This is a genomic window from Halalkalibacter alkalisediminis, from assembly GCF_028610705.1.
Taxonomy (GTDB): Bacteria; Bacillota; Bacilli; order Bacillales; family Bacillaceae_D; genus Halalkalibacter; species Halalkalibacter alkalisediminis.
The window spans coordinates 43,749-65,168 of record NZ_JAQQWT010000003.1 but is presented as its reverse complement, the minus strand read 5'-3'; the positions used below and the strand labels follow the sequence as shown (position 1 = coordinate 65,168).

Sequence of the window (21,420 nt, the reverse complement as noted above, 5' to 3'; positions counted from 1 at the left end):
GTTTAGAGGTGAAGTGATGGGAATGATAGTTCTGTTATTAGCTCTGTTTCTTATAATTGGAATGGTTGCTTTACTTTCTTTAGGGGCAAAACGCGCTTCAACTATGTTAAATGACGAGGAGAGGGAAGGTATGATTAAACAGGTATATCAATACGCTGTAGCATTCATTACGTTGATCATGGTAATTGGCGGAGGGGTCTTTGCATTTATGTCCATTGCTGATTATATTTCACCTAATACGTATATGGAATCATTTGAAGATTATAAGAGTATGAGGGAGTATAAATCAGAAAATGATAACGCAACTAAAGTGTATTCTGAGGAAGAACTGCTGGCGCAATATGAATCCATGGCTCAACAACAAATTGATAATCAAAGGCAATCGGCTTTAAATAGTTTCATTAAGAGCTTAGGGTGGATCATTATCCCACTTCCGATATTTATTTTCTTCCAACGTCGTATTAATCAGGGTCGAAAACAGATTAACTAGAAAATAGATGAGCGAACTTCCAGTTCGCTCATCTATTTTTGGTTTATGATGCTATTGTGACTAGAGATATTTGATCTTCAAAATTGGTATCTCTTTTTAAACTATAATGATGAACTTGGTTTTTTTCATGCACATAAATATCAATGTCTTTCTCATTCCCTACAAATTCAACTTGGATTCCTTGTGAGTTAGAGAGTTGAAAGGCTTGTAGACAGTGAGTAGGATTCGTTTCTGTAGGTAATTTATGTCTACATAATCCACTCTTAGTACTGTGTAAAAATCCACGTTCAGTAAGATGACTAATGATGTTATCGATAAGTGGGTCAACCACATCAAAATCATGCGTTTCAATGGGATGACTAAAGTAGCTAATATCTAATTCCGTTTGTATATGAACTTTTTGATCGCGAAATGTAACAGGTGTATAAAATGGTAACGTAAATGAAAACGGAATAATCTTTTCTTCATGAGGTTTAACGACAACCGGATCGGTAATTTTTATCTCTATAATTGGTTCTGTAACATCACGAAACTCAGTCATCTCATCATCAAATTTATGGAATTCTGTGTCAACATGAATGTAAATTTCCGAAATGGTCTGTTCCACCTTGCCACCATATACATGTACTTCGCCGTGCACTTCCTTACCTCGTTCAATTTTCCCTTGATACAGAACAGTATTTACTTTTGCAGACCCAATTCCTATTGAAGAAAATAGTCTTTCAAACATAAACCCCTCTCCTTCCAAAAACGTTTCTATAATTATATGCAACTTTCAAAAAAATTCTTGTACGCAAGTTGGTTAACATAATAATACTAATGATAGAATACCAATTTTTTTAATTTCAAACTACTTAAAAATGAAGAAATATGTGTTTAATTATTACCAATTAAATTAAGAAAAGCTGATCTATAGAGTGGACACTATAAATCAGCTTTTTTTTATTTAGCCCAATGGTTAATGATCACGTTAACGGCACCATCGCCAGTCACATTCGTGGCCGTACCAAAACTATCCTGAGCCATATAAAGAGCAATCATCAAACCAATAGCTGCTTCATTAAAACCAAGCATTGAAGTCAACACACCTAGTGCTGCCATTATCGCTCCACCAGGTACACCTGGAGCTGCAACCATAATTAAACCAAGCATAAAAATAACAGGTAACATTTGAGTAACAGAAGGCTGTGTCATTTCTGGTGACAGCATGATAACGGCCATGGCACACATGACAATCGTAATGACGCTCCCTGATAAATGAATGGTCGCACAAAGTGGGACACCAAAGTTGGCTATATCCTCTTTGACATCATTTCGTTTAACCGATTTAAGAGTTACAGGAATCGTAGCAGCACTACTCATCGTACCAATTGCAGTGAAATAAGCCGGTAGCATATTTTTTAGTAGCATAAAAGGATTTTTTCTAGAAATCATTCCGGCTACAGAGTATTGAATGAGCAACCAAACCCAGTGAGTTACAATAGCAAGTAGCAATACAACTCCAAACACTTTAAGCGTACCAAAAACGGTTCCTTCAGAAGCCATACCAGCAAAGATACCAGCAATATAAACGGGTAAAAATGGGATGATAATCTTTGCAATCACTAACTCAATAATCGCTTTTCCCTCATCAAAAAACTTCTTTAACCATTCTCCATTCGTTTTGGCAATCCCAATTCCGAAAACAAAGGCCGTTAACAGCGCGGTCACAACGCCCATTAAGGGAGCAATTTCAATCGTTAGGAACGGTTCTAGAGCGGAACCTTCCGTTACACTTGTCGATTCTGTTGTTAAAGCTGGTAGGATCATTGTTGCCAAAATGAAGGCAAAAAGGCCAGCAATGATTGTAGAAACATAGGCAGTCCCGACGGTCATTCCGACAAGACGTCCAGACCCTTTTCCGAGACCTGCTACCCCGCTAGCAATAAAAAATAAGATAATGAAAGGAATAATAAAGCCAATAAAACTTCCAAATAAAACTTTGAGCGTGATCAATACTCGAATGAAAAATTCAGGACCGAATAAACCCAATATGATCCCAGCGATAATTCCAATAATTAGTTTAACAATTAAATTCATTTTAAAAACTCCTTTGAAGTAATGTCCGTTTGAAAGAGACAAATGTATATTCCTATTTTACATATCTTTTGAGTTTACACAATAGATTTTATTGTATTCAGAATTATTAATTTAATATACTAAGAAACTAATAAGAAATACGAAGGGGAAATAATCGGCTTGTTTATTTAAAAACGTAAAAATAATAAACATTTTTCATAGGGGCACTGAAGGTTACATTGAAGCAAATGAGAAGTGAACTGTAGTAATTCCTTCTATTTATGGAATTAAAAGCGTTTAATTCCTTGGATTTAAGGTACAAAAAATCTGAGGAAAATAATACTATTTAATTAATCAAATAATTTCAAATGCAAGATTACACAGGAGGGCTTAATGTGACCATGATGATAGGAGTAGTAGGATCAGGGACGATGGGTGGAGCCATTGCTCATCAAACAGCGATTTCAGGATTTAAGGTTATTCTACGAGATGTGGAACAACGTTTTTTAGATAATGCTTTAGCTCGCATGCAAAAATTAATGGATCGCCAAATTGCCAAAGGAAAGTTAACGGAGGAACAAAAAGCAGAGATTACTGAACGAATTACATTCACTACTAAATTAGAGGATATGAAAGATTGTGGAGTGGTCATTGAAGCGATCATTGAAGACTTAGAAGCGAAAAAAGCTGTTTTTCATAGTTTAGATGAAATTCTTAGACCAGAAGCCATTATTGCTTCGAATACATCTTCTATGTCTATCACAGATATTGCTTCGGCGACAAATCGTCCTGACCGTGTAGCGGGGATGCACTTTTTTAATCCACCTCAGGTAATGAAGTTAGTAGAAGTCGTTAGAGGTTATGAAACTAGTGATGAAACCGTAAAAGAATTAAAGAAATTATCGATTGATTTTAATAAAGAACCAATTGAAGTAAAGAAAGATACTCCTGGCTTTATTGTGAATCGAATCATGATTCCACAATTTATTGAAGCCATTCGTTTAGTAGAAGAGGGAGTGGCTAGTCCAGAGGATATTGATAAAGCTGTCACACTTGGGCTGAACTATCCAATGGGACCATTTACACTTCAAGATTACGCAGGTGTAGATATTGGCCTTCATGTAATGGATTATTTTTATGAAGAGTTTAAAGATTCACGTTTTGCTGCACCACTTACACTGAGAAATCTAGTACGTGCTGGGCGTGTTGGTAAAAAGTCTGGAGCAGGTTGGTACGACTACAACAAGTAAAAGGAGATGGAAAAATGGAAACTGTAGAATACATTCTTGATGAAAATCATGTGGCGACGGTTTATTTAAATCGTCCGCCTTATAATCCACTAAATACCCAATTGTATCAAGAGCTTGCCAATCTTTTTGAAGAGTTAGAGAAGGATCCTCTTGTTCGAGCTATTATCATTACAGGGAAAGGGGACCGCGCTTTTGCTGCGGGAGCCGACATTAATGAAATGATGAATTTGAATGGAGCAGAGATGCTAGAGATGTCAAGAGTATCGAGAGCGGCGTACGACAAAGTGGAAGCGATTAACAAACCAGTCATTGCAGCTGTAAATGGTCTTGCTTTAGGGGGAGGCTGTGAATTAGCGCTCGCCTGTGATTTTCGAATTTGTTCATCCAATACTAAATTTGGACTACCAGAAATCAACCTAGGTATTATTCCAGGTGGTGGTGGAACGCAGCGATTGCCTCGTTTAATTGGTCATTCAAAAGCAAAAGAATTACTATACTTTGGTGAAATGATTGATTCGGAACGAGCTGTTGAAGTTGGTCTTGTTAATAAATCTGTTGAATTAGAAGATTTGCTTACCGAAGCGACAAATTGGGCGGAGAAATTGGCGGGAAAACCTAGCATTGCTATGCAAATGCTAAAGAAATCTATCAATCAAGGTACAAGTGTTGATTTGAAATCAGGACTTGATCTTGAAGCAGCCTGCTTTGGAAATGCATTTGCAAGTGAAGATCGTAAAGAAGGTATGCAATCTTTTGTAGATAAAAGAAAGCCACAATTTACTGGCAGATAAGGTGGGGTTAAAAATGAATAAAGAAATTGTTGTCATTGAGGGTGCACGAACGGCGTTTACGGAATTTGGTGGCTCTTTTCGTGATGTGTCAGCTATTGATTTAGCAACAGCAACAGCAAAAGAAGCCATGAAACGCTCATCCATTGAACCTGAAGAAGTGGATCAAGTCATAATGGGAAATGTCATTCAATCGAGCACGGATGCGATTTATATGGGCAGACATGTTGGATTAAAAGCGGGGGTTCCTGAGCATGTACCAGGACTCACGGTTAACCGCTTATGTGGATCAGGTTTACAAGCAATAGTGAATGCAGCTCAATCCATTCAGTTAAATGAAGGAAGAGTGGCTATAGCAGGTGGGGCAGAAAATATGAGTCAAGTACCTCATGTCGTAAGAGGAGCGCGTTGGGGATTGCCACTAGGTAAGGCACCAATGGAAGACTATTTATGGGAAGCGTTATATGATCCCTATGGAAAATGTTCAATGGCCATCACTGCTGAGAATCTTGCAGGAAAATTTAAGATTACACGTGAGGAAATCGATCAATTTGCAGCAAATAGTCACAAGAAAGCACTAAATGCAATGGAAAAAGGCTATTTTGCTAAAGAGATTGTCCCTTATACAATAAAGAGTCGAAAAGGAGAAAAAGTTATAGATGAAGATGAGCATCCAAGAGAAACGACAACAGAAAAACTAAGTACATTACCAGCCCGTTTTAAAGAAAATGGAGTCGTTACGCCTGGAAATGCAAGTGGAATTAACGATGGAGCTGCTTCACTTGTCGTCACGTCAGGTGAGTATGCCGAAAAACGGAACCTTCGGCCGATCGCACGTCTTGTCTCATGGGGGATTGTTGGCGTAGAACCTAAGTATATGGGAATTGGCCCCGCACCTGCCATTCGTCAAGCTTTAGAGCGAGCAAGTATGAGGGTAGACGATTTGGATTTAATTGAAATCAACGAAGCTTTTGCCGCTCAGTATCTGGCTTGTCAAAAAGATCTCGGATTTAACCCTGAGATTGGAAATGTAAATGGTGGAGCAGTTGCCCTAGGACACCCATTAGGCGCTAGTGGTGCAAGAATTAGTCTATCCCTACTATACGAGTTGAAGAGAAGAAATAAAAAGTATGGAGCATCAGCATTGTGCATCGGTGGTGGGCAAGGAATTGCTGCCATCTGGGAAGTGTTATAAAAAGGTAAAGGGATGATGATATGTATAGAGAACTTGGTCAGCTAAGTGTTTCACAATTATTTGAAAACGCTACCAATTTCGGTCCAGAGCGTGAAGCTCTTTTTGACCGATTTTCGAGAATGTCCTATAAAGATCTCTGGGATCATTCGATTAGCCTCGCTTCCTCTTTACAAAACCTTGGAGTGAACAAAGGAGATAAAGTAGCGGTTTGTTTACCTAATTGGAATGAGTTTGTCGTGATTTATTTGGCTGTAGCTCATTTAGGAGCTGTTCTTGTTCCATTTAATACTCGTTATCGAACGGATGAAGTAGAGTATATTCTAAATAATTCTGAAGCGAAAGTTGCCTTTTTTACAAAAGAGTTCAGTGGCATTACTCACTCAGAACAGTTTATTCAGGCAAAGAAAACGGTGAAAAGTCTGGAGCTGCTTATCACTGTACGTTACGAAGAAGATGGTTTATTAAACTATGAAAAGTTACTAGAATCTGGAAATTGGGCCTCTTTTACACCCGTTCAAATTCATCCTGCCGAAGATGTCCTCTCTATTCTTTATACTTCTGGATCAACTGGAGCACCAAAGGGAGCTATGTTAACACATGCAAATATCGTGAAAACAGGCGTCATTTCCGCAGAGGAAATGAACTGTACAGCTGACGATGTCTTTTTAGTGGCTGTGCCAGTCTTTCATGTGTTTGGAATGGTTCCAAGTATCATAAGTTCGATTGCTTCTTGTGCAAGAATGGTCTTGATGGATCAATATAAACCGAAAGAAACGTTAGAGGTTGTGCAAGCTGAAGGAGTAACGGTCAAGCATGGTGTCCCAACTATGTTTATTTTAGAGCTTAATCAACCAGATTTTTCGAAATATGACTTATCAACGCTACGAACGGGAATTATTGCGGCAGCCCCGTGCCCGGTTGAGATCGTCAAGAAAATTCGTACTGACATGGGTTGTGACATTGTTGTTGCCTATGGGCTTAGTGAGACGTCACCGACATTAACTATGACGAAATTTGACGACAATGATTTAGTCCGTGCCGAAACGGTGGGAAAAGCACTTCCAGGTGCTGAAGTGAAAATCGTAAACGAAGAGCGCGAAGCAGTAGCTACCGGAGAGGTTGGAGAGATTGCTTGTAGAAGCTTTGGTGTAATGAAAGGGTACTACAATATGCCTGATAAAACAACGGAAGCATTAGACGAGGCAGGCTGGTTTTACACTGGCGATCTCGGAACTCTTGATGATGAGGGTTATCTTCGAATTGTCGGTCGTAAGAAAGAAATGATTATTCGCGGTGGATATAATATTTATCCGCGTGAAATTGAAGAAGTTTTTTATACTCATCCAGATGTTTTAGAGGTGGCCATTGTAGGCTTGCCAGATACCGTATTAGGGGAAGTTTCTTGTGCTTGCATTAAATTAAAACCGTCAGTTGAAATGGATGAACAAAGTTTGATTGAATTCATCCGACCTAGAGTTGCGGATTACAAGGTACCGGATAAAATATTAATTGTTGATGAACTTCCGATGACGGCAAGTGGAAAAATCAAAAAAGTCGCTCTTCAAGACCAATTAAGGAATGAATTAAAAGCAGAATTAAGGTAAACCGATCCCGGATTAGAAAGGGGGATTTATGTGAATCCACAAAATGTAAAAGAAAGCCGCTTTGTGTCAGCGGATAAAGAGTGGAAGCCACTGCCTTTTGAGGGAGTATCTATCAAAACTCTTTATAAATTCGAGGAGGGTGGAAGTACCGTTCTTATTAAGATGGAACCGAATAGTTCCTTTCCCTTACATGATCACCCTGCTGATGAAGAAGTTTATGTAATTGAAGGTGAGTGCCGAGTAGGAAAGTATTCTTTAGTAAAAGGAGATTACCTCTTCACGAGCCAACATACAATCCATGCGCCATTTACTCGTGAAGGATGTATTTTACTTGCTAGAACAACAGAAGCATTGAAATTCTTGAAACAATAAATTTGTTACAGTCGAGGTGAAACAATGAGCTTCCAATTGAACGAAGAGCAAATAGCAATCAAGGCGTTAGCAAAAGATTTTGCAACGAATGAAATTGCTCCATTTGCCAGAAAGTATGATGAAGATGAAGCTTTTCCGCTAGAAATTATGCAGAAATTACATGAGTATGGTCTTAGTAATTTAGCGATACCAGAAAAATACGGTGGCCCTGGGATTGATAAAATTTCACATGCGTTAATCGTAGAAGAAATCTCAACTGCCTGTGCCGGTGTGGCGACGAGTTTAGAAGCGAATTCACTCTCCTCTTATCCGATATTGGTGGGGGCTAGCGAAGAACTAAAGAAGAAGTATTTAACAAAACTGACGAAAGAGGGGAATTACGCCGCTTTTGCTTTGACAGAACCAGGAGCGGGAAGTGATGTAAGCTCTTTAGCTACTGTAGCTAGACGTGTAGGCAATGAATACATTCTAGACGGGGAAAAATGCTTCATTACGAATGCAAGTCATGCTGAATTTTTTGTCGTCTTAGCAAGAATCAAAGAGGAAAGTGCATCAAGTAAATATACAGCCTTTATTGTAGACCGTGACTTACCTGGTGTAAAAATCGGTGAAAAAGAAAAAAAGCTAGGCTTACGGGCTTCAGACACGGCTTCTGTTATTTTTGAAGAAGTGCGGGTTCCTGCTGCAAATCGAATAGGGGAGGAGGGAGAAGGGTTTAAAATTTTTATGAAGGGTCTCATGAATGCTAGACCAATGGTTGGTGCTCAAGCTCTTGGTATTGCTCAAGCTGCCTTTGATGCATCAACCTCTTATGCAAAAGAGCGCAAACAATTTGGTAAACCAATCTCTCAGCTTCAAGCCATTCAATTTATGCTAGCCGATATGGCTATGAAGATTGAAGCGTCAAGGCTTTTAGTTCATAAAGCCGTAGACTTACTTCATAGAGGCACACCATCTATGAAACACGCATCGTATGCAAAATGTTTTGCGTCTGATACGGCGATGGAAGTCACAACAGACGCTGTGCAAATCTTTGGTGGGTATGGGTTTATCCGTGAGTATCCAGTAGAGAAATATTTTAGAGATGCTAAAATCATGCAAATTTATGAAGGAACCAACCAAATCCAACGAGTCGTCATCGCTAAGGAACTGCTTTCTTAACATAGTGCCGTTTCACTTTTACGTATGTGAATTGAATTTAATACCATTTTGAGGGGGAAAACAAATGGCACTTTATAAGCGTAAAGATGGAGAAGAACAACCATTTTGGAAATTAGGGCCTTTTCAAATAAGGTTACCGTTTGTTCATTTCAGGCTCGAGACGCCGGAGCTTATTCAAGGATTTGTTCTATTTTCTATCGGATTAGCCGTTATTCCATTGTTACAAAATTATGTTGGTTTCTCCTATGATGCAGCTTTAGCTGTTGCCGTCATTTATCTCATAACGATGCTCATGGGACCGTTGATGGGGGTTCCGTTAGTTCCAGGATTTATCACGGCAGCTATCCCGTTGGTTATCATCTTTCTAGGGAATTTTGAACCTGGGCCAGATGCGGTCAAAGCCCTGGTTGCTCTTCAACTATCTGTTGCTTTTATTTTCTTGATTCTAGGAATTACTGGTTTAGGTAAAGTTATCGTAAGTAAGTTACCAAACTCTTTAAAGGGTGGTATATTAATAGGTGCAGGGATTGCCGCCATCCATGGCGAAATTATTGATGGTGGAAGATTAGCCAACACACCTATTTCGTTAATTATAGGTACTCTTGTATGTTTTTATGTCATGTTCTCAAAATCATTCCATCATTTATACAAGTCGAATAAGATTGCTAGGTTTATTGGGAATTACGGAATTATGCCAGCGATCATTGTCGCAATCATTGTGGGGTGGGTAACAAGAGAATATCCTGCACCGGCAGTTGAGTGGGGAATTGTTGTCCCTAATTTTGCAGAACTATGGAGCTTTACACCTTTTGTAGTTGGTTTCCCAAGTTTAAGTATTATTTTAATGGCCATCCCTACAGCTTTACTTGCCTATATTATCGCTTACGGAGATATTGTTGTCGGAGCATCTTTATTCCAAAAAGCAAGTGAATTCCGTAAAGATGAAAAGGCTCATTTGAGTTTAAGTAATATGCATACGCTTACATTTATTCGGAACTTTATTCATGCTTTGTTTGCTCCCCACCCAGGGCTTGCGGGGCCGATCTTTACAGCGGGTACAGCTTCGGTCATGGAAAGATATAAATATGGACGTAAAGCAATGGACTCCATTTATTCTGGTACAGCGTCGTTAATTATGGCCATGCTTTTGGCAACCGTATTGTTACCATTAGTTACCCTTTTCCAACCTGTGTTACCGATTGCCCTATCGCTAACCTTAATCATTACAGGTTATCTATGTATCTCGATTGGAATTGAACAACTAAAAGATAATACGGAACGTGGAGTTGCGGGAGTAATGGCGATCGTCTTGTTTGCATATGGTGCAACATACGCCATTGTGATCGGACTTGTCTTATACTTGGTCATTCAAAAGACTAGTTTAGTTAAAAAAGAGGAGAATTCTTCGAATAAAGAGAGTGTTGATAAAGTAAGTTAGTCTTATATAAGTAGTGGACTATGAACGATAAATCTGAACGAATCAGCTTGAGAGTTTATTTCAAGCTGATTTTTCAGTACATATTTATATGGTTGAAAAAAGGGGTAATACCAATGGATCAGAACATGAAGCAGGAAAAATTAAAACAGAAAATAAACACACATCTTCGAAATATCACTCGTCAACTGATTAAGTTCGATACGTTACAAGAAACCCTGAATTACTTGTTGGAGTCCTTTTATAATGAATTCACTTGTGATTTAGTAGGCGTTATCTTAAAAGAAGATCATCAATTGTTACCAAAAGTTTGGATCGGTGAAGAATTTACGATTGAAGAAACGTTAAAGTTAAATTTGGATGATTGTTCATCCAATCTTTTACAAGATGCGCTTTGGTGGCCTAATGATCAAGAAGAGGGCGTTGCCTGTAGTTTTAGAAAAGCAATGGAAAAAGAACAACTGTCTACATGGTTTACGGTGCCCCTAAATCACAATAATAAGCAATTCGGTCTTTGTGTAATTGGGTTTCGCGATTTTATTCCTCTTGTCATTGAAGCAGAGAAAATATTCGTAGAGTTCGGACATGATGTAGCTGTTGCCATGGATTTAGCGAAAGAAAAGGAAAAACAGAAGCGGAAAATTAAAGGTGTCGAATGGATGAGAGAAAATATCTTTCCTGGGTCATCGATCGAACATTTAATTGAAAAAATAGTAGAACGAGCCGGTAAAGGAACTCAAGCAAAAGGGGCTAGTGTGTATTTATTCGATGAAACAAATAGTTGCTTTACATACCATCCACCAAACTTTGGAACTACGAACCTCTTTAAGACAATTATGGTTGAAACCAATTTACCGATTGATAACTACTTTCCCTCAGTAGAAATACCTGGTAGCCATGAACTGACGATTCCACTTATTGTTAATTTGAAAACCATTGGGGTTCTTTATGTTACTAAGGAGGAGAACGGTCAATTCTCTGATGATGACCTGGAATTTCTAGAATTCGTTTCGGCTTTTGTTTCCATGCAAATTGAAAACGCTAGACTGTATGAATTAGAATCAGAAAGCAAAAAGAGAATGGAACGGCTAATGGAACATCATCAAGAGCTTGTAAGAAAAACAGTTCAAGGTCAAGACTTACATGATATATCTAAAACGATTAGTTCGATGTTAGAGAGTTCCCTTTTACTTTATGACCGATTTATGAAATCCATTTCTACTTACTTTAAAGAAGAGGAAATGCATTTACAACCAATCATTGAACAAAAAGTAATGGATCAAAAACAGGAAATCACGCAAATGAAAACCCGCGAGTTTTGGCTTGATGAATGTGGGGAACAACCATGTGCGGTTTGGCCGATTATTGGTGGGAGAGATGTATTAGGGTATTTAGTTATTTGTTTACCAAAAAGAAAGATCAATCGTATGCTACGCCTTACTCTTGATCATGCACTCAATGTGTATGCAATTGAATTTATCAAGCAAAAGTTAGTGTTAGATGCAAAAGAGCAAGTAAAAGAAAGTTTTATAAATCAACTTTTTTCAGAAAAAATGGATGATCAAGAGAAAATTATTAAATACGCAACATTGATTAATTGGAATGTACTAGAATCTCATCAAATTGCTACATTATCATTGGAGATGCCTGAGCAGGATGAAACGAATCTCGTCGTACTCGAGAGTTATAAGTCTTGGCTTTGGGATCAGATTAAAACCAAGCTCGCTTTATATGATCTGTCCATCATTTTCACTCGAAAGGATAAAGAATTTATTTTCATTGTGAAAACGTTAAATAATAACGAACATGTAGAGTATTGGAAAGGCTTGCATCAACGTATTATCACCTTACTGAGTAAAGAAAGAACGAAAACGAAAGTGTTTTTAGGTATAGGTGGCAAAACAGAAAAAATAGAAGACTATTATTACTGTTACGTCCAATCCGTTAAAGCGAAAAATGTAGTGACATATCGCTATCCACAAGGAGGATTTTCCTTCTATGATGACCTTGGTTCGTATACCATTCTAAACAATACAAGTGACCCGTTAGCAGCTGAATTATTTGTTAAAAAACATTTAGGGCCTCTGATTAAGTATTCAAATAATAATCATGTTGATTTATTTGAAACATTACAGGTCTTTTTAAATCATAACGGAAACCTTCGGGATGCTTCCAATCAGCTTTTTATTCATCGCAGTACGTTAGAATATCGATTGGAACGTGTAGCTGAACTGGTACAAATTGATTTGAATGATGCGGAGGTGCGATTTGAATTAATGATGGCCTACAAACTTTACTCTCTTTTTAATTTTAATACTGAACAATTAATATAGTTGAAGTCTTTTGATACAAATAAAACAAGAGTTGGCAGGAGGAGTTTACGATGTTAGAAGTAACCTCTTATTCGAATGTGACATGTGTGAAAGGGACAGTGAATTTAAAGGGAATTCAACTAGCGGTTCATACGTTTTTAACAGATTTTATGTTGGTTGATACGGGTCCCGTGTCAATGCTTAATCAATTCATTCCCTTTTTTAGGGAAAATGTTTTTGATTTAGTTGCTCTAACTCATCACCATGAAGATCATACAGGTTGTGCTCCTTGGATTCAAAAGAATCTGAAGCTCCCTATTTATATTGATCAACTGGCTGTCGATGAATGTTTGAATGTCAGTGATTATCCACCATTTCGAAAAGATTTTTGGGGAGAAAGAGAAGCGTTTCGCGCCCTGCCATTTCATGATCGTCTCCAGTCAAGAAATGAAACTTGGAAAGTCATTTCGACACCTGGCCATGCTTCAGATCATGTCGTGTTATTAAATGCAAACACAGGAATGCTATTTTCAGGTGATTTATTTGTTACCTCGAAGCCAGAAGCCATTCTTCCTGAAGAGTCGATAACTACTATGATTTCATCTTTACAAACCATTTTATCTTATGATTTCTTGGAGATGTTTTGTAGTCACGCAGGATATATCCCAGATGGTAAGCGAGCACTGAAGAGAAAATTGCATTACTTAGAGAATCTAAAGTCCGATATTCTTGATTTGAGCTGGAATGGGTTAACGGCTAGAGAAATTAAGGAAGTGTTATTTCCGCAAGCTCCTGCTTTAGTGACACTATCAAATAATGATTGGGATTCGATGTATATAATAAAAAATGTGTTGGAAGAGGATGTATAAGGGAAGGAGGCCACTATGAAAAAATTTCACTATCAATTTAGAGTTGAATGGGGAGACACTGACGCAGCGGGAATTGTTTATTCACCGAACTACTATAAATGGATGGATCAAGCCACACATCAAGTGTTTTCCACGATAGGCTATCCTTTATCTAGTCTAATACGAGATGAGCATATTGGAATACCGATGATTGAATCAAATTGTTCATTCAATAAGCCTCTCTATTTTGAAGAAGACGTCGCAATTATCTCAACTGTTCTGGAGTTACATGACAAGGTTTTTAAAATAAAACATGAATTTATTAGGGGAGAAGATGAAATCGCTCATGGTATAGAACTAAGAGCACTTGCTAGTTTTGCTGGTGAGAAGCCAAAAGCCGTTTCTATTCCAGAAGATATGCATGAATTATTGTTACGATAAAAATAGTCGATTGGACATCTAGACTTATTTATCGTTGATTGACATAAAAACAATAAAATCATCATAAAACACTTGGCCTCCAAGTGTTTTAAAAGTTTAAAAATTTAAGCATACAGGGTATTGTATAAAAAATACGGAAGTTTTAAAAGCGTAATAAAAACGGTTGACTATCATTACTAGATGTATTTTAATTAAGGTATAAAAGTAAAAATTTTCTAAAGATAGGATAGGATTATGAAAAATGGTAATGAAAATTTGTTTTCAAATTGGACCATACAAGGAATTGTAAACGGATTCATTGCGTGGTTATTTGGAGTAACAGGTCCACTCTTAATTGTGTTAAACTCAGCTGAAGTAGGGGGACTCAGTGATTCAATCACGACGTCTTGGATATTCGCGATCTATGTCGTGGGAGGGCTTTCGACCATTGGTTTATCGGTATATTATAAGCAACCAATTGCTGTTGCTTTTACAATTCCGGGAGCCGTTTTAGTTGGGACGACGCTAATGAGTCACTCTTTTACGGATGTGTTAGGAGCTTATGTGATGACTAGTGTGCTCCTACTGATTATTGCCGTTACGAAGTCAACTAGTCTATTTATGAATGCGATACCGTTACCAATCATGATGGCAATGGTGTCAGGAGTATTGTTGCCATTTGGAATAAACATTTTTATGTCCGTTCTGGAATTACCTTTAGTAAATGGCGCTACTCTCATCGTTTTTTTCCTTTTGACTTTTTATAATAGGATAGGGACGTTTGTACCTCCCATCTTAGGAGCTATTGCCGTTGGATTCATATTGCTCTCTTTAGAACAACCTGTGTCGCTTTATTCAAATTCATTCGAATTGTCTTCACCTGAATTTTTTCTTCCAACATTTAGTCTTAGTACTATTAGTGAGCTAACCATCCCTTTACTAGTAACCGTTATTGCAATTCAGAATGCTCAGGGAATTACGATCTTAAATAGTATTGGATATAAAGCGCCTGTCAATTCCCTAACGACATGGTCGGGGATTGGATCGTTGTTAAACAGTTTTTTTGGTGCACATTCGGCTTGTATAGCAGGACCGATGACCGGTATTATTGCAGATCAATCATCGGGTAAGTTAGAACATCGCTATAAAGCAGCTGTTATCATGGGTCTACTTTGGATTCTATTTGGATTATTTGCAGGTTTTGTCATGGGAATTGTACGTGAGATTCCGATCTCATTAATTCAATTACTAGCCGGTTTGGGTTTGTTGATGGTTTTAAAAAATTGCTTGGCTGCTAGTTTTTCGTCTACGTTTCAAATTGGTGCTCTTTTTTCATTTATGATTACACTATCTGATTTTACTTTAATTAACATTGGCTCGCCATTTTGGGGACTTGTGTTCGGTACTTGTTTAAGTTTTGTTTTTGAAAAAGATGATTTTAAGAAGAGGTTAAATGAAAATAAGGGAGTTACGAGTAAAAAACAGAGGATCTCTAGTTAAGAGATCCTCTGTTTTTTACTGTTTAATTGAATAGTGCCATACACCAGAGGTTAGTTGTTTTTCTATACCTTTCTGGGTTTCTAAATAATCTAGGTGGCCAATAATTTCTGACATTACAAGAGAAAATTGTTTGTTGTAGTTTTTTTTATAAATGGCTAGCGCTAGGTCATTTGCTGTTTGAATCCCTTGCTGAATAAGGGATTTTAATTTGCTAGCTTTTTCTTCAACGCCATCTAACCTTTTTTGGATTAACATATCTGGTTGTTCAATCAGGATACCGTGGCCAGGAAAAACAACATCGATAGATCGATTTTGGCATTTTTTTAAAGAATTCATATGATCGACTAGGGTGAGCATACGCTCTCCATTTTGATCAGGTTCAACTAAGGCATTGCTTGAAATGTGATTAATTAATAAATCGCCAGAGAATAACCACTTTCTTTTTTGATCCAAAAGAGCCATTTGATCAGGGGCATGCCCTGGAACGTGAATCACATCAAACTCTTTTAAAAATGTATTACCAATTGGGAGAAGGTCTGAATGAATGGCATTATGCTTGTTTTTTTCGATAGATTGCTTTAAGAAGTCTACTTGACTTCGACCAGCTTCACCACAGCCCATTTTTTCGTATAGCTGGTCGAAGAATTCAATTCTCATCTCCAGGAAATCTTTGTCCCTTTTTAGACGTTGGATCGATAAAGGGTGGACGTATACAGGTATTGATTGCATAGATACGATCCGGTTTACTAAACCAACATGATCGATATGATGGTGAGTTAAGACAATTTCAGTCAAGTCATTAAGGGTTAACCCCTTTTCATTCAACGTGTGAATTAATGCGGTAAAACAATCATCAGTATTGAAACCTGCATCAATTAACGTAAGGGAGTGACTAGCCTTGATTAAATAAAAATTTATGCTTTTTAGCCCAGATTGATTGGGTACGACAATAGGAAAGACTTCGTAATTTTTTTTCTTAAGTTCAATCATTTCTACACCCTCTTTCTCAAAAATGATTCTGTATATCGTTAAAATTATATAACGTATTTAAAACGAAGGTTTATATTTTGTGAGAAACGAACAAGCATTATGGTGTTAAAAACTACATTTCTTTTATTATATCGCATTATTTAATTTCAGTAAACGAAATTATTATTCGTTTTATAGACGAAAGTAATAAAAAGATGTTGAAAAATACTTTTATCAGATATATTATAATATTTAGAATACATACGAAGGAGGAATGAGAACTCTCTGTTTTGAAAGCGGTTACCAAAAAAATCGAAGAGGTGTATGAATGTGAAAAGAAAATGGCTGATGATTTTGGGGTTCGTCTTCGTGTTAACTGTGCTCGCTGCTTGTGGTAATAGTGCAATACAATCAGGTTCTAATTCAGATTCAAGTCAAACAGATAGTTCAGCAGAGCAGCAAGGTGATAGTGAGAGTAATAAAACAGTGAAAATTGGTTCTATTCTACCTTTCTCAGGTGTATATGCATCGCTAGGAAAAGATTTATCTGATGGAATGAAACTCTATTTTGACAGTATTGACTGGCAAGTTGGGGATACAAAAATTGAGTTAATAGAGGAAGATACAGAAGCCGATCCACAAGTCGCTTTAAGACGTGTGCGAAAGTTAATGGATCAGGATAATATCGATATTTTAACGGGGGCAGTAAGTACAGCTGTTGCATATGCCATCCGTGATGAAGTTGATTCTAATAAACTACCATATCTTGCGTCACATGCTGGAGGAAATGATTTAACAAGAGCACAACGTAGTGATTACATTTGGAGATCGTCGTTCTCCTCATGGCAAATTGGACACTCAATGGGTGAGTGGGCATACGAAAATGTCGGAGGGAAGATGTATATTGCTGCTGCCGATTATGCATTTGGTCGAGAGGTTTCAGCTGCATTTATCGAAGCTTATACGGCTGCTGGTGGAGAAGTAGTTGGTGAAGTGTACCCACCACTTGGAAATAATGATTATGCCTCTTATCTAACGACAATTGGGGGAGTAGAAGCTGATGGAGTATATGGTTTTTTTGCAGGAAGTGACGCTGTTCGTTTCGTTCAGCAATATGAACAATATGGATTAAAAGGAAAACTTCCTTTAGTAGGTTCTGGATGGTTAGTTGCAGAAGACCTACGTGAATCGATTGGGAATGCAGCTGAAGGAGCATTTGCATCGACTTTCTGGGATTATAGTTTAGATACAGAAGAAAATGTCGCGTTTGTAAAAGCTTACGAAGAAGCATATGATCGCAGGCCTACTATTGAGTCTTTAGAAGGATATGATGCAGCACGAATTCTTGCTGAAGCACTTACAACTTTAGAGGGAGATGTATCCAATCCGGACGCAATTGTTGATGCGATTTCAAAGGTATCGTTTGTCAGTCCTCGTGGACCAATTGAGTTTGATAAAGACACTCATCATATTATTCAAAATATGTACATTACAGAAACCATTCTCGCTGGGGAAAAAACGGACAATACAGTGCTTGAAACGATTGAAACCGTTCAAGATCCAGGTGAATAATTAAGTGGGGAGTGAGATTTGACGTGGATATAATCGGAGCGCAATTGGTTAATGGAATATCGTATGGTCTATTATTATTTATCATCACCTGTGGTTTGTCACTTGTTTTTGGAATATTGGGAGTGTTGAACTTAGCTCATGGATCTTTATACATGTTTGGAGCATACGTTGCTTACTCCCTCACTGTAACATACACGCAAAGCTTTTGGATGGCCTTACTTATTGCGCCGATTGTCGTAGCATTATTAGCGTTGGTGGTGGAGCGGACGTTGCTCCGCCCCACCTACCATTTGGGGCACTTATCACAAGTATTATTAACGTTTGGATTAGCCTATGTTTTTCACGATATTGCAAAGTTTATTTGGGGTTCGAACGTTCTATCCATTTCAGTGCCTCAGGTCTTTGCAGGTTCAACATCGATCTTTGGTCAAACCTTTCCTGTTTACCGTTTAGTTGTCATTATTGTTGGGATCACAATTGCTGTGTTGCTATGGCTGATTCAAGACAAAACACGTTGGGGAGCTATCATTCGAGCGGGTCTTAGTGACAAGGAAATGATTGGAGCTCTGGGAGTAAATATTAAATTAGTATTTACCATCGTTTTTGTCATTGGAGGAGTATTAGCAGGATTTGGTGGTGTCGTAGCAGCTCCGGTGCTCGGAATTTATCCAAGTATGGAATTTCAAACGTTAATTCTCGCATTAGTCGTACTCGTTATCGGAGGATTAGGGTCTATTGCAGGGACATTAGTTGCCAGTGTTCTTGTTGGGATTTTAGAAACCTTTAGTCGTTTTCTTTTCCCTGAGTTAAGTATGTTTTTAATCTTTGGATTAATGGCAATCGTTCTCGTTTTTAAACCGAATGGGTTACTTGGAAAGAAGGTGGCTTAAATATGAAAAGCGCATTGTTGAAATTTCTCGTAGCGATTGTCGCTTTAGCACTGGCCCCTTTTGTTCTTTCACTGTTTCACCTTAATTTATTATCTGAAATATTAATTCTTGCCGTTTTTGCTCTTAGTTTAAATATATTAGTTGGATTTACTGGACTCGTTTCATTAGGTCATGCAGCTTTTTTTGGAGTAGGTGCTTATACGGCTGGACTTGTTGCTCAAAATATTTCTAGTAATTTATTTGTTTCCTTAGGCTTAGCGATCGTTTTGTCTGCGATTGTAGCAGCTATCGTGGGGGCATTCTGTATGAAGGTGAGCGGATTTTATTTCTTAATGCTAACCCTAGCATTCTCACAGATGATTTATTCGTTTATCTATCAATCAACCAATCTAACAGGTGGTTCTAATGGTTTATCAGGTATACCACGGGTGACGCTCGGAGCTTTTCAGTTTTCGAATTCAGTATACATTTTTTACCTCATATTAGTTGTATTCTTTTTGATATATGCTGGTTTACGAATATTAATGAACTCACCATTTGGTCAAGTGTTAATAGGAATTAGAGAGAATGAAACGAGAGTTAAATCAATGGGCTATAACACAAATCTTTATAAATATATGGCTTTTGTAATAGCGGGCTCACTAGGTGGATTGGCTGGGTCGTTATACACTTATTTTAATGGTTTCATTGCTCCGAGTGATGTGTATTGGACGATGTCTGGTGCTGTATTAATTATGGTTTTAATAGGTGGTGCTGGAACGATACTTGGTCCCGTATTAGGTGCGGCGTTAATTGTTACTCTAGAAACCATTGTAAGTTCTTATACAGATCTTTGGATGTTAATTGTTGGAGCCGTATTTATCATCTTTGTTATCTTTTTCCCGAAAGGAATTGTTGGAATTGGTCAGAGTTTTTTCCGTAAGTTGAAGCTCAATAAGCCCCAATCCCTTCAAAGAAAAAACTCTCGTGCAGCTTAAAGCGAAAATGAAATGGAGGTGAGTTGCTTGGATCAGGAAACGATTTTAACGATTAGTGGTGTTGGAAAAAGCTTTGGAGGATTGCATATTTTAAAAGATATTTCCCTTGAAATAAAAAAGGGAGAGAGAATTGGAATTATTGGGCCCAATGGAGCGGGGAAAACAACCTTTTTTAATTTATTAACAGGGGATTTGGAACCTTCGCATGGAGAGATTTTTCATTATGGTACGAACATAACGAAACAACCTAACTATAAGCGGGTTCGCAATGGAATGGTTCGGACGTTTCAGAAAAATAATCTATTAAACGAATTATCGGTTTTAGATAATTTATTATTAGTTTTACAAAGAAAAGAAGGATTTGGTCGTATATGGTTTAAATCTAGAAGTACAAAGCAGTATCCGAGCTTATATCTAAAAGCCAACGAGCTACTTGAAACGTGGGGCCTATCGCATCGTCGTGATGCGATCGTTAAGAACCTATCATATGGGGAACAGCGCCAGATTGAGATATTACTTGGAGTCGCAACAGACCCCTCTATTCTATTACTTGATGAACCAACTGCAGGTATGTCGCAATCAGAAACAGATTATATCGTTGATTTACTTTATCAGCTTCCGAAAGACTTAACCTTGATGATCATTGAGCATGATCTTGAAGTTGTCTTTGGTCTAGCTGACCGCATGGTTGTATTGTACGATGGTGGTGTGCTTGTAGAAGGGGAACCTGAAACAGTAAGAAAAGATGAGAGAGTGAACAAAATTTACATTGGTAGCGGGGAGGAAGTCGAATGCTAGATGTTCAAAATCTCCATGCATATTATGGAGAGAGTCATATATTGCACGATGTTTCTTTACGTGTAAATCAAGGTTCAGTCTCTGTTTTACTTGGTCGTAATGGGATGGGGAAGACCACGACTCTCCATTCAATTATGGGAATGGTCTCTCCAAAAAAAGGGTCAATCTTCTTGAATGGTCAAGAACTGAAAGGAAAGCCAAGTTATCAAATCTCTAAAGCTGGAATCGGTTTAGTTCCACAAGGAAGAAGAATTTTTCCTAATCTAACAGTAAAAGAGAATTTATTAACGACGTATCGCCCTGTAAAGGATGGATGGAATTTAACGAAGATTTTTGAAATGTTCCCTAGACTAAAAGAACGTGAAACGTCAATGGGGGGGAACTTAAGTGGCGGAGAACAGCAAATGCTGTCAATTGGTAGAGCCTTAATGACCAATCCAGATTTGCTTTTACTCGATGAGCCATCTGAAGGACTCTCTCCTTTAATGGTAAGAGAAGTGATTAAAATTATTAAGAGGTTAAAAGAAGAAGGACTGTCGATGTTGCTCGTCGAACAAAACCTGTCGATGGCTTCCGATTTAGCAGACCATGTGTATATTTTAAATAAAGGAGCCGTTGTTTTTGATGGCTCATCTGAAGATTTTGACATAGAAGTCCGAAATAAATTCTTGTCTTTAAGTTCTTAAAGTATTTCGTTGCGTAGCATGGTAATTTAAGGTGTTTAACAAAAAAACAGCCAGTAAGTTCGAGCTATATAAAAAGGGGAGTAAGATCTTTTTTT

Annotated in this window: 20 protein-coding genes; 17 read left to right on the top strand and 3 right to left on the bottom strand. The window is 37.8% G+C overall.

Features of this window, described 5'->3' with window-relative positions; all coding sequences use genetic code 11:
* Positions 1-16 precede the first annotated feature (16 nt).
* On the top strand, positions 17-490 hold the full coding sequence (locus tag PQ474_RS05180; RefSeq protein WP_273840980.1) for a hypothetical protein: 474 nt from the start codon (positions 17-19) through the stop codon (positions 488-490).
* Positions 491-533: 43 nt separating this feature from the next.
* Here PQ474_RS05180 and PQ474_RS05175 read toward each other — a convergent pair whose 3' ends face one another.
* Positions 534-1,220: a sporulation protein gene (locus PQ474_RS05175; protein WP_273840979.1), complete on the bottom strand. Its 687-nt coding sequence runs from the start codon at positions 1,218-1,220 to the stop codon at positions 534-536.
* Positions 1,221-1,432: 212 nt separating this feature from the next.
* The gene (locus tag PQ474_RS05170) at positions 1,433-2,569 is read right to left on the bottom strand and encodes a dicarboxylate/amino acid:cation symporter (protein ID WP_273840978.1); all 1,137 of its coding nucleotides are present in this window, start codon (positions 2,567-2,569) and stop codon (positions 1,433-1,435) included.
* A gap of 380 nt (positions 2,570-2,949) precedes the next feature.
* On the opposite strand from PQ474_RS05170, the gene PQ474_RS05165 reads away from it, so the two are divergent.
* From PQ474_RS05165 to PQ474_RS05115, 11 genes are all read left to right on the top strand, one after another.
* Positions 2,950-3,798, top strand: coding sequence for a 3-hydroxyacyl-CoA dehydrogenase family protein (locus tag PQ474_RS05165; protein ID WP_273841341.1), 849 nt, complete (start codon positions 2,950-2,952; stop codon positions 3,796-3,798).
* A gap of 14 nt (positions 3,799-3,812) precedes the next feature.
* Positions 3,813-4,589: an enoyl-CoA hydratase/isomerase family protein gene (locus PQ474_RS05160; RefSeq protein ID WP_273840977.1), complete on the top strand. Its 777-nt coding sequence runs from the start codon at positions 3,813-3,815 to the stop codon at positions 4,587-4,589.
* 13 nt (positions 4,590-4,602) lie between these two features.
* Positions 4,603-5,781 (top strand): acetyl-CoA C-acetyltransferase, encoded by a 1,179-nt coding sequence (locus PQ474_RS05155; protein ID WP_273840976.1) that lies wholly within the window; start codon positions 4,603-4,605, stop codon positions 5,779-5,781.
* A 20-nt stretch (positions 5,782-5,801) separates the two neighbouring features.
* Positions 5,802-7,385, top strand: a complete 1,584-nt coding sequence (locus PQ474_RS05150) for a long-chain-fatty-acid--CoA ligase (protein ID WP_273840975.1) — start codon at positions 5,802-5,804, stop codon at positions 7,383-7,385.
* A gap of 30 nt (positions 7,386-7,415) precedes the next feature.
* Positions 7,416-7,757, top strand: a complete 342-nt coding sequence (locus PQ474_RS05145) for a cupin domain-containing protein (RefSeq protein ID WP_273840974.1) — start codon at positions 7,416-7,418, stop codon at positions 7,755-7,757.
* A gap of 24 nt (positions 7,758-7,781) precedes the next feature.
* Complete coding sequence (locus tag PQ474_RS05140; protein ID WP_273840973.1) at positions 7,782-8,918, top strand: acyl-CoA dehydrogenase family protein; 1,137 nt, start codon at positions 7,782-7,784, stop codon at positions 8,916-8,918.
* A gap of 64 nt (positions 8,919-8,982) precedes the next feature.
* Positions 8,983-10,356 (top strand): solute carrier family 23 protein, encoded by a 1,374-nt coding sequence (locus tag PQ474_RS05135; RefSeq protein ID WP_273840972.1) that lies wholly within the window; start codon positions 8,983-8,985, stop codon positions 10,354-10,356.
* 113 nt (positions 10,357-10,469) lie between these two features.
* Entirely contained in the window at positions 10,470-12,686 is a 2,217-nt protein-coding gene (locus tag PQ474_RS05130) for a helix-turn-helix domain-containing protein (RefSeq protein WP_273840971.1), read from the top strand.
* 50 nt (positions 12,687-12,736) lie between these two features.
* Positions 12,737-13,534: an MBL fold metallo-hydrolase gene (locus tag PQ474_RS05125; RefSeq protein ID WP_273840970.1), complete on the top strand. Its 798-nt coding sequence runs from the start codon at positions 12,737-12,739 to the stop codon at positions 13,532-13,534.
* Positions 13,535-13,549: 15 nt separating this feature from the next.
* Positions 13,550-13,954, top strand: a complete 405-nt coding sequence (locus PQ474_RS05120; RefSeq protein WP_273840969.1) for an acyl-CoA thioesterase — start codon at positions 13,550-13,552, stop codon at positions 13,952-13,954.
* Positions 13,955-14,188: 234 nt separating this feature from the next.
* Positions 14,189-15,433, top strand: a complete 1,245-nt coding sequence (locus tag PQ474_RS05115; protein ID WP_273840968.1) for a benzoate/H(+) symporter BenE family transporter — start codon at positions 14,189-14,191, stop codon at positions 15,431-15,433.
* 15 nt (positions 15,434-15,448) lie between these two features.
* Here PQ474_RS05115 and PQ474_RS05110 read toward each other — a convergent pair whose 3' ends face one another.
* The gene (locus PQ474_RS05110; RefSeq protein ID WP_273840967.1) at positions 15,449-16,423 is read right to left on the bottom strand and encodes an MBL fold metallo-hydrolase; all 975 of its coding nucleotides are present in this window, start codon (positions 16,421-16,423) and stop codon (positions 15,449-15,451) included.
* Between the two features lie 327 nt (positions 16,424-16,750).
* Between PQ474_RS05110 and PQ474_RS05105 the strand changes: the two genes are divergently transcribed.
* From PQ474_RS05105 to PQ474_RS05085, 5 genes are read left to right on the top strand one after another with little or no spacing between them, the layout of a single operon-like run.
* The gene (locus tag PQ474_RS05105) at positions 16,751-17,974 is read left to right on the top strand and encodes an ABC transporter substrate-binding protein (protein WP_273841340.1); all 1,224 of its coding nucleotides are present in this window, start codon (positions 16,751-16,753) and stop codon (positions 17,972-17,974) included.
* 23 nt (positions 17,975-17,997) lie between these two features.
* On the top strand, positions 17,998-18,864 hold the full coding sequence (locus tag PQ474_RS05100; RefSeq protein WP_273840966.1) for a branched-chain amino acid ABC transporter permease: 867 nt from the start codon (positions 17,998-18,000) through the stop codon (positions 18,862-18,864).
* A 2-nt stretch (positions 18,865-18,866) separates the two neighbouring features.
* Complete coding sequence (locus PQ474_RS05095) at positions 18,867-19,841, top strand: branched-chain amino acid ABC transporter permease (protein ID WP_273840965.1); 975 nt, start codon at positions 18,867-18,869, stop codon at positions 19,839-19,841.
* A 27-nt stretch (positions 19,842-19,868) separates the two neighbouring features.
* Positions 19,869-20,639, top strand: coding sequence for an ABC transporter ATP-binding protein (locus PQ474_RS05090; protein ID WP_273840964.1), 771 nt, complete (start codon positions 19,869-19,871; stop codon positions 20,637-20,639).
* Positions 20,633-21,325: an ABC transporter ATP-binding protein gene (locus tag PQ474_RS05085; RefSeq protein ID WP_273840963.1), complete on the top strand. Its 693-nt coding sequence runs from the start codon at positions 20,633-20,635 to the stop codon at positions 21,323-21,325. The genes PQ474_RS05090 and PQ474_RS05085 overlap by 7 nt, the downstream gene beginning before the upstream one ends.
* Positions 21,326-21,420 lie beyond the last annotated feature (95 nt).

Excerpts from the sequence above, each read along its gene's own strand:
- PQ474_RS05135 (WP_273840972.1), top strand. The coding sequence starts at position 8,983 with ATGGCACTTTATAAGCGTAAAGATGGAGAAGAACAACCATTTTGGAAA.
- PQ474_RS05155 (WP_273840976.1), top strand. The coding sequence starts at position 4,603 with ATGAATAAAGAAATTGTTGTCATTGAGGGTGCACGAACGGCGTTTACG.
- PQ474_RS05160 (WP_273840977.1), top strand. The coding sequence starts at position 3,813 with ATGGAAACTGTAGAATACATTCTTGATGAAAATCATGTGGCGACGGTT.
- PQ474_RS05140 (WP_273840973.1), top strand. The coding sequence starts at position 7,782 with ATGAGCTTCCAATTGAACGAAGAGCAAATAGCAATCAAGGCGTTAGCA.
- PQ474_RS05105 (WP_273841340.1), top strand. The coding sequence starts at position 16,751 with ATGATTTTGGGGTTCGTCTTCGTGTTAACTGTGCTCGCTGCTTGTGGT.
- PQ474_RS05115 (WP_273840968.1), top strand. The coding sequence starts at position 14,189 with ATGAAAAATGGTAATGAAAATTTGTTTTCAAATTGGACCATACAAGGA.
- PQ474_RS05120 (WP_273840969.1), top strand. The coding sequence starts at position 13,550 with ATGAAAAAATTTCACTATCAATTTAGAGTTGAATGGGGAGACACTGAC.
- PQ474_RS05175 (WP_273840979.1), bottom strand. The coding sequence starts at position 1,220 with ATGTTTGAAAGACTATTTTCTTCAATAGGAATTGGGTCTGCAAAAGTA.
- PQ474_RS05095 (WP_273840965.1), top strand. The coding sequence starts at position 18,867 with ATGAAAAGCGCATTGTTGAAATTTCTCGTAGCGATTGTCGCTTTAGCA.
- PQ474_RS05170 (WP_273840978.1), bottom strand. The coding sequence starts at position 2,569 with ATGAATTTAATTGTTAAACTAATTATTGGAATTATCGCTGGGATCATA.
- PQ474_RS05165 (WP_273841341.1), top strand. The coding sequence starts at position 2,950 with ATGATGATAGGAGTAGTAGGATCAGGGACGATGGGTGGAGCCATTGCT.
- PQ474_RS05110 (WP_273840967.1), bottom strand. The coding sequence starts at position 16,423 with ATGATTGAACTTAAGAAAAAAAATTACGAAGTCTTTCCTATTGTCGTA.
- PQ474_RS05130 (WP_273840971.1), top strand. The coding sequence starts at position 10,470 with ATGGATCAGAACATGAAGCAGGAAAAATTAAAACAGAAAATAAACACA.
- PQ474_RS05150 (WP_273840975.1), top strand. The coding sequence starts at position 5,802 with ATGTATAGAGAACTTGGTCAGCTAAGTGTTTCACAATTATTTGAAAAC.
- PQ474_RS05085 (WP_273840963.1), top strand. The coding sequence starts at position 20,633 with ATGCTAGATGTTCAAAATCTCCATGCATATTATGGAGAGAGTCATATA.
- PQ474_RS05125 (WP_273840970.1), top strand. The coding sequence starts at position 12,737 with ATGTTAGAAGTAACCTCTTATTCGAATGTGACATGTGTGAAAGGGACA.
- PQ474_RS05180 (WP_273840980.1), top strand. The coding sequence starts at position 17 with ATGGGAATGATAGTTCTGTTATTAGCTCTGTTTCTTATAATTGGAATG.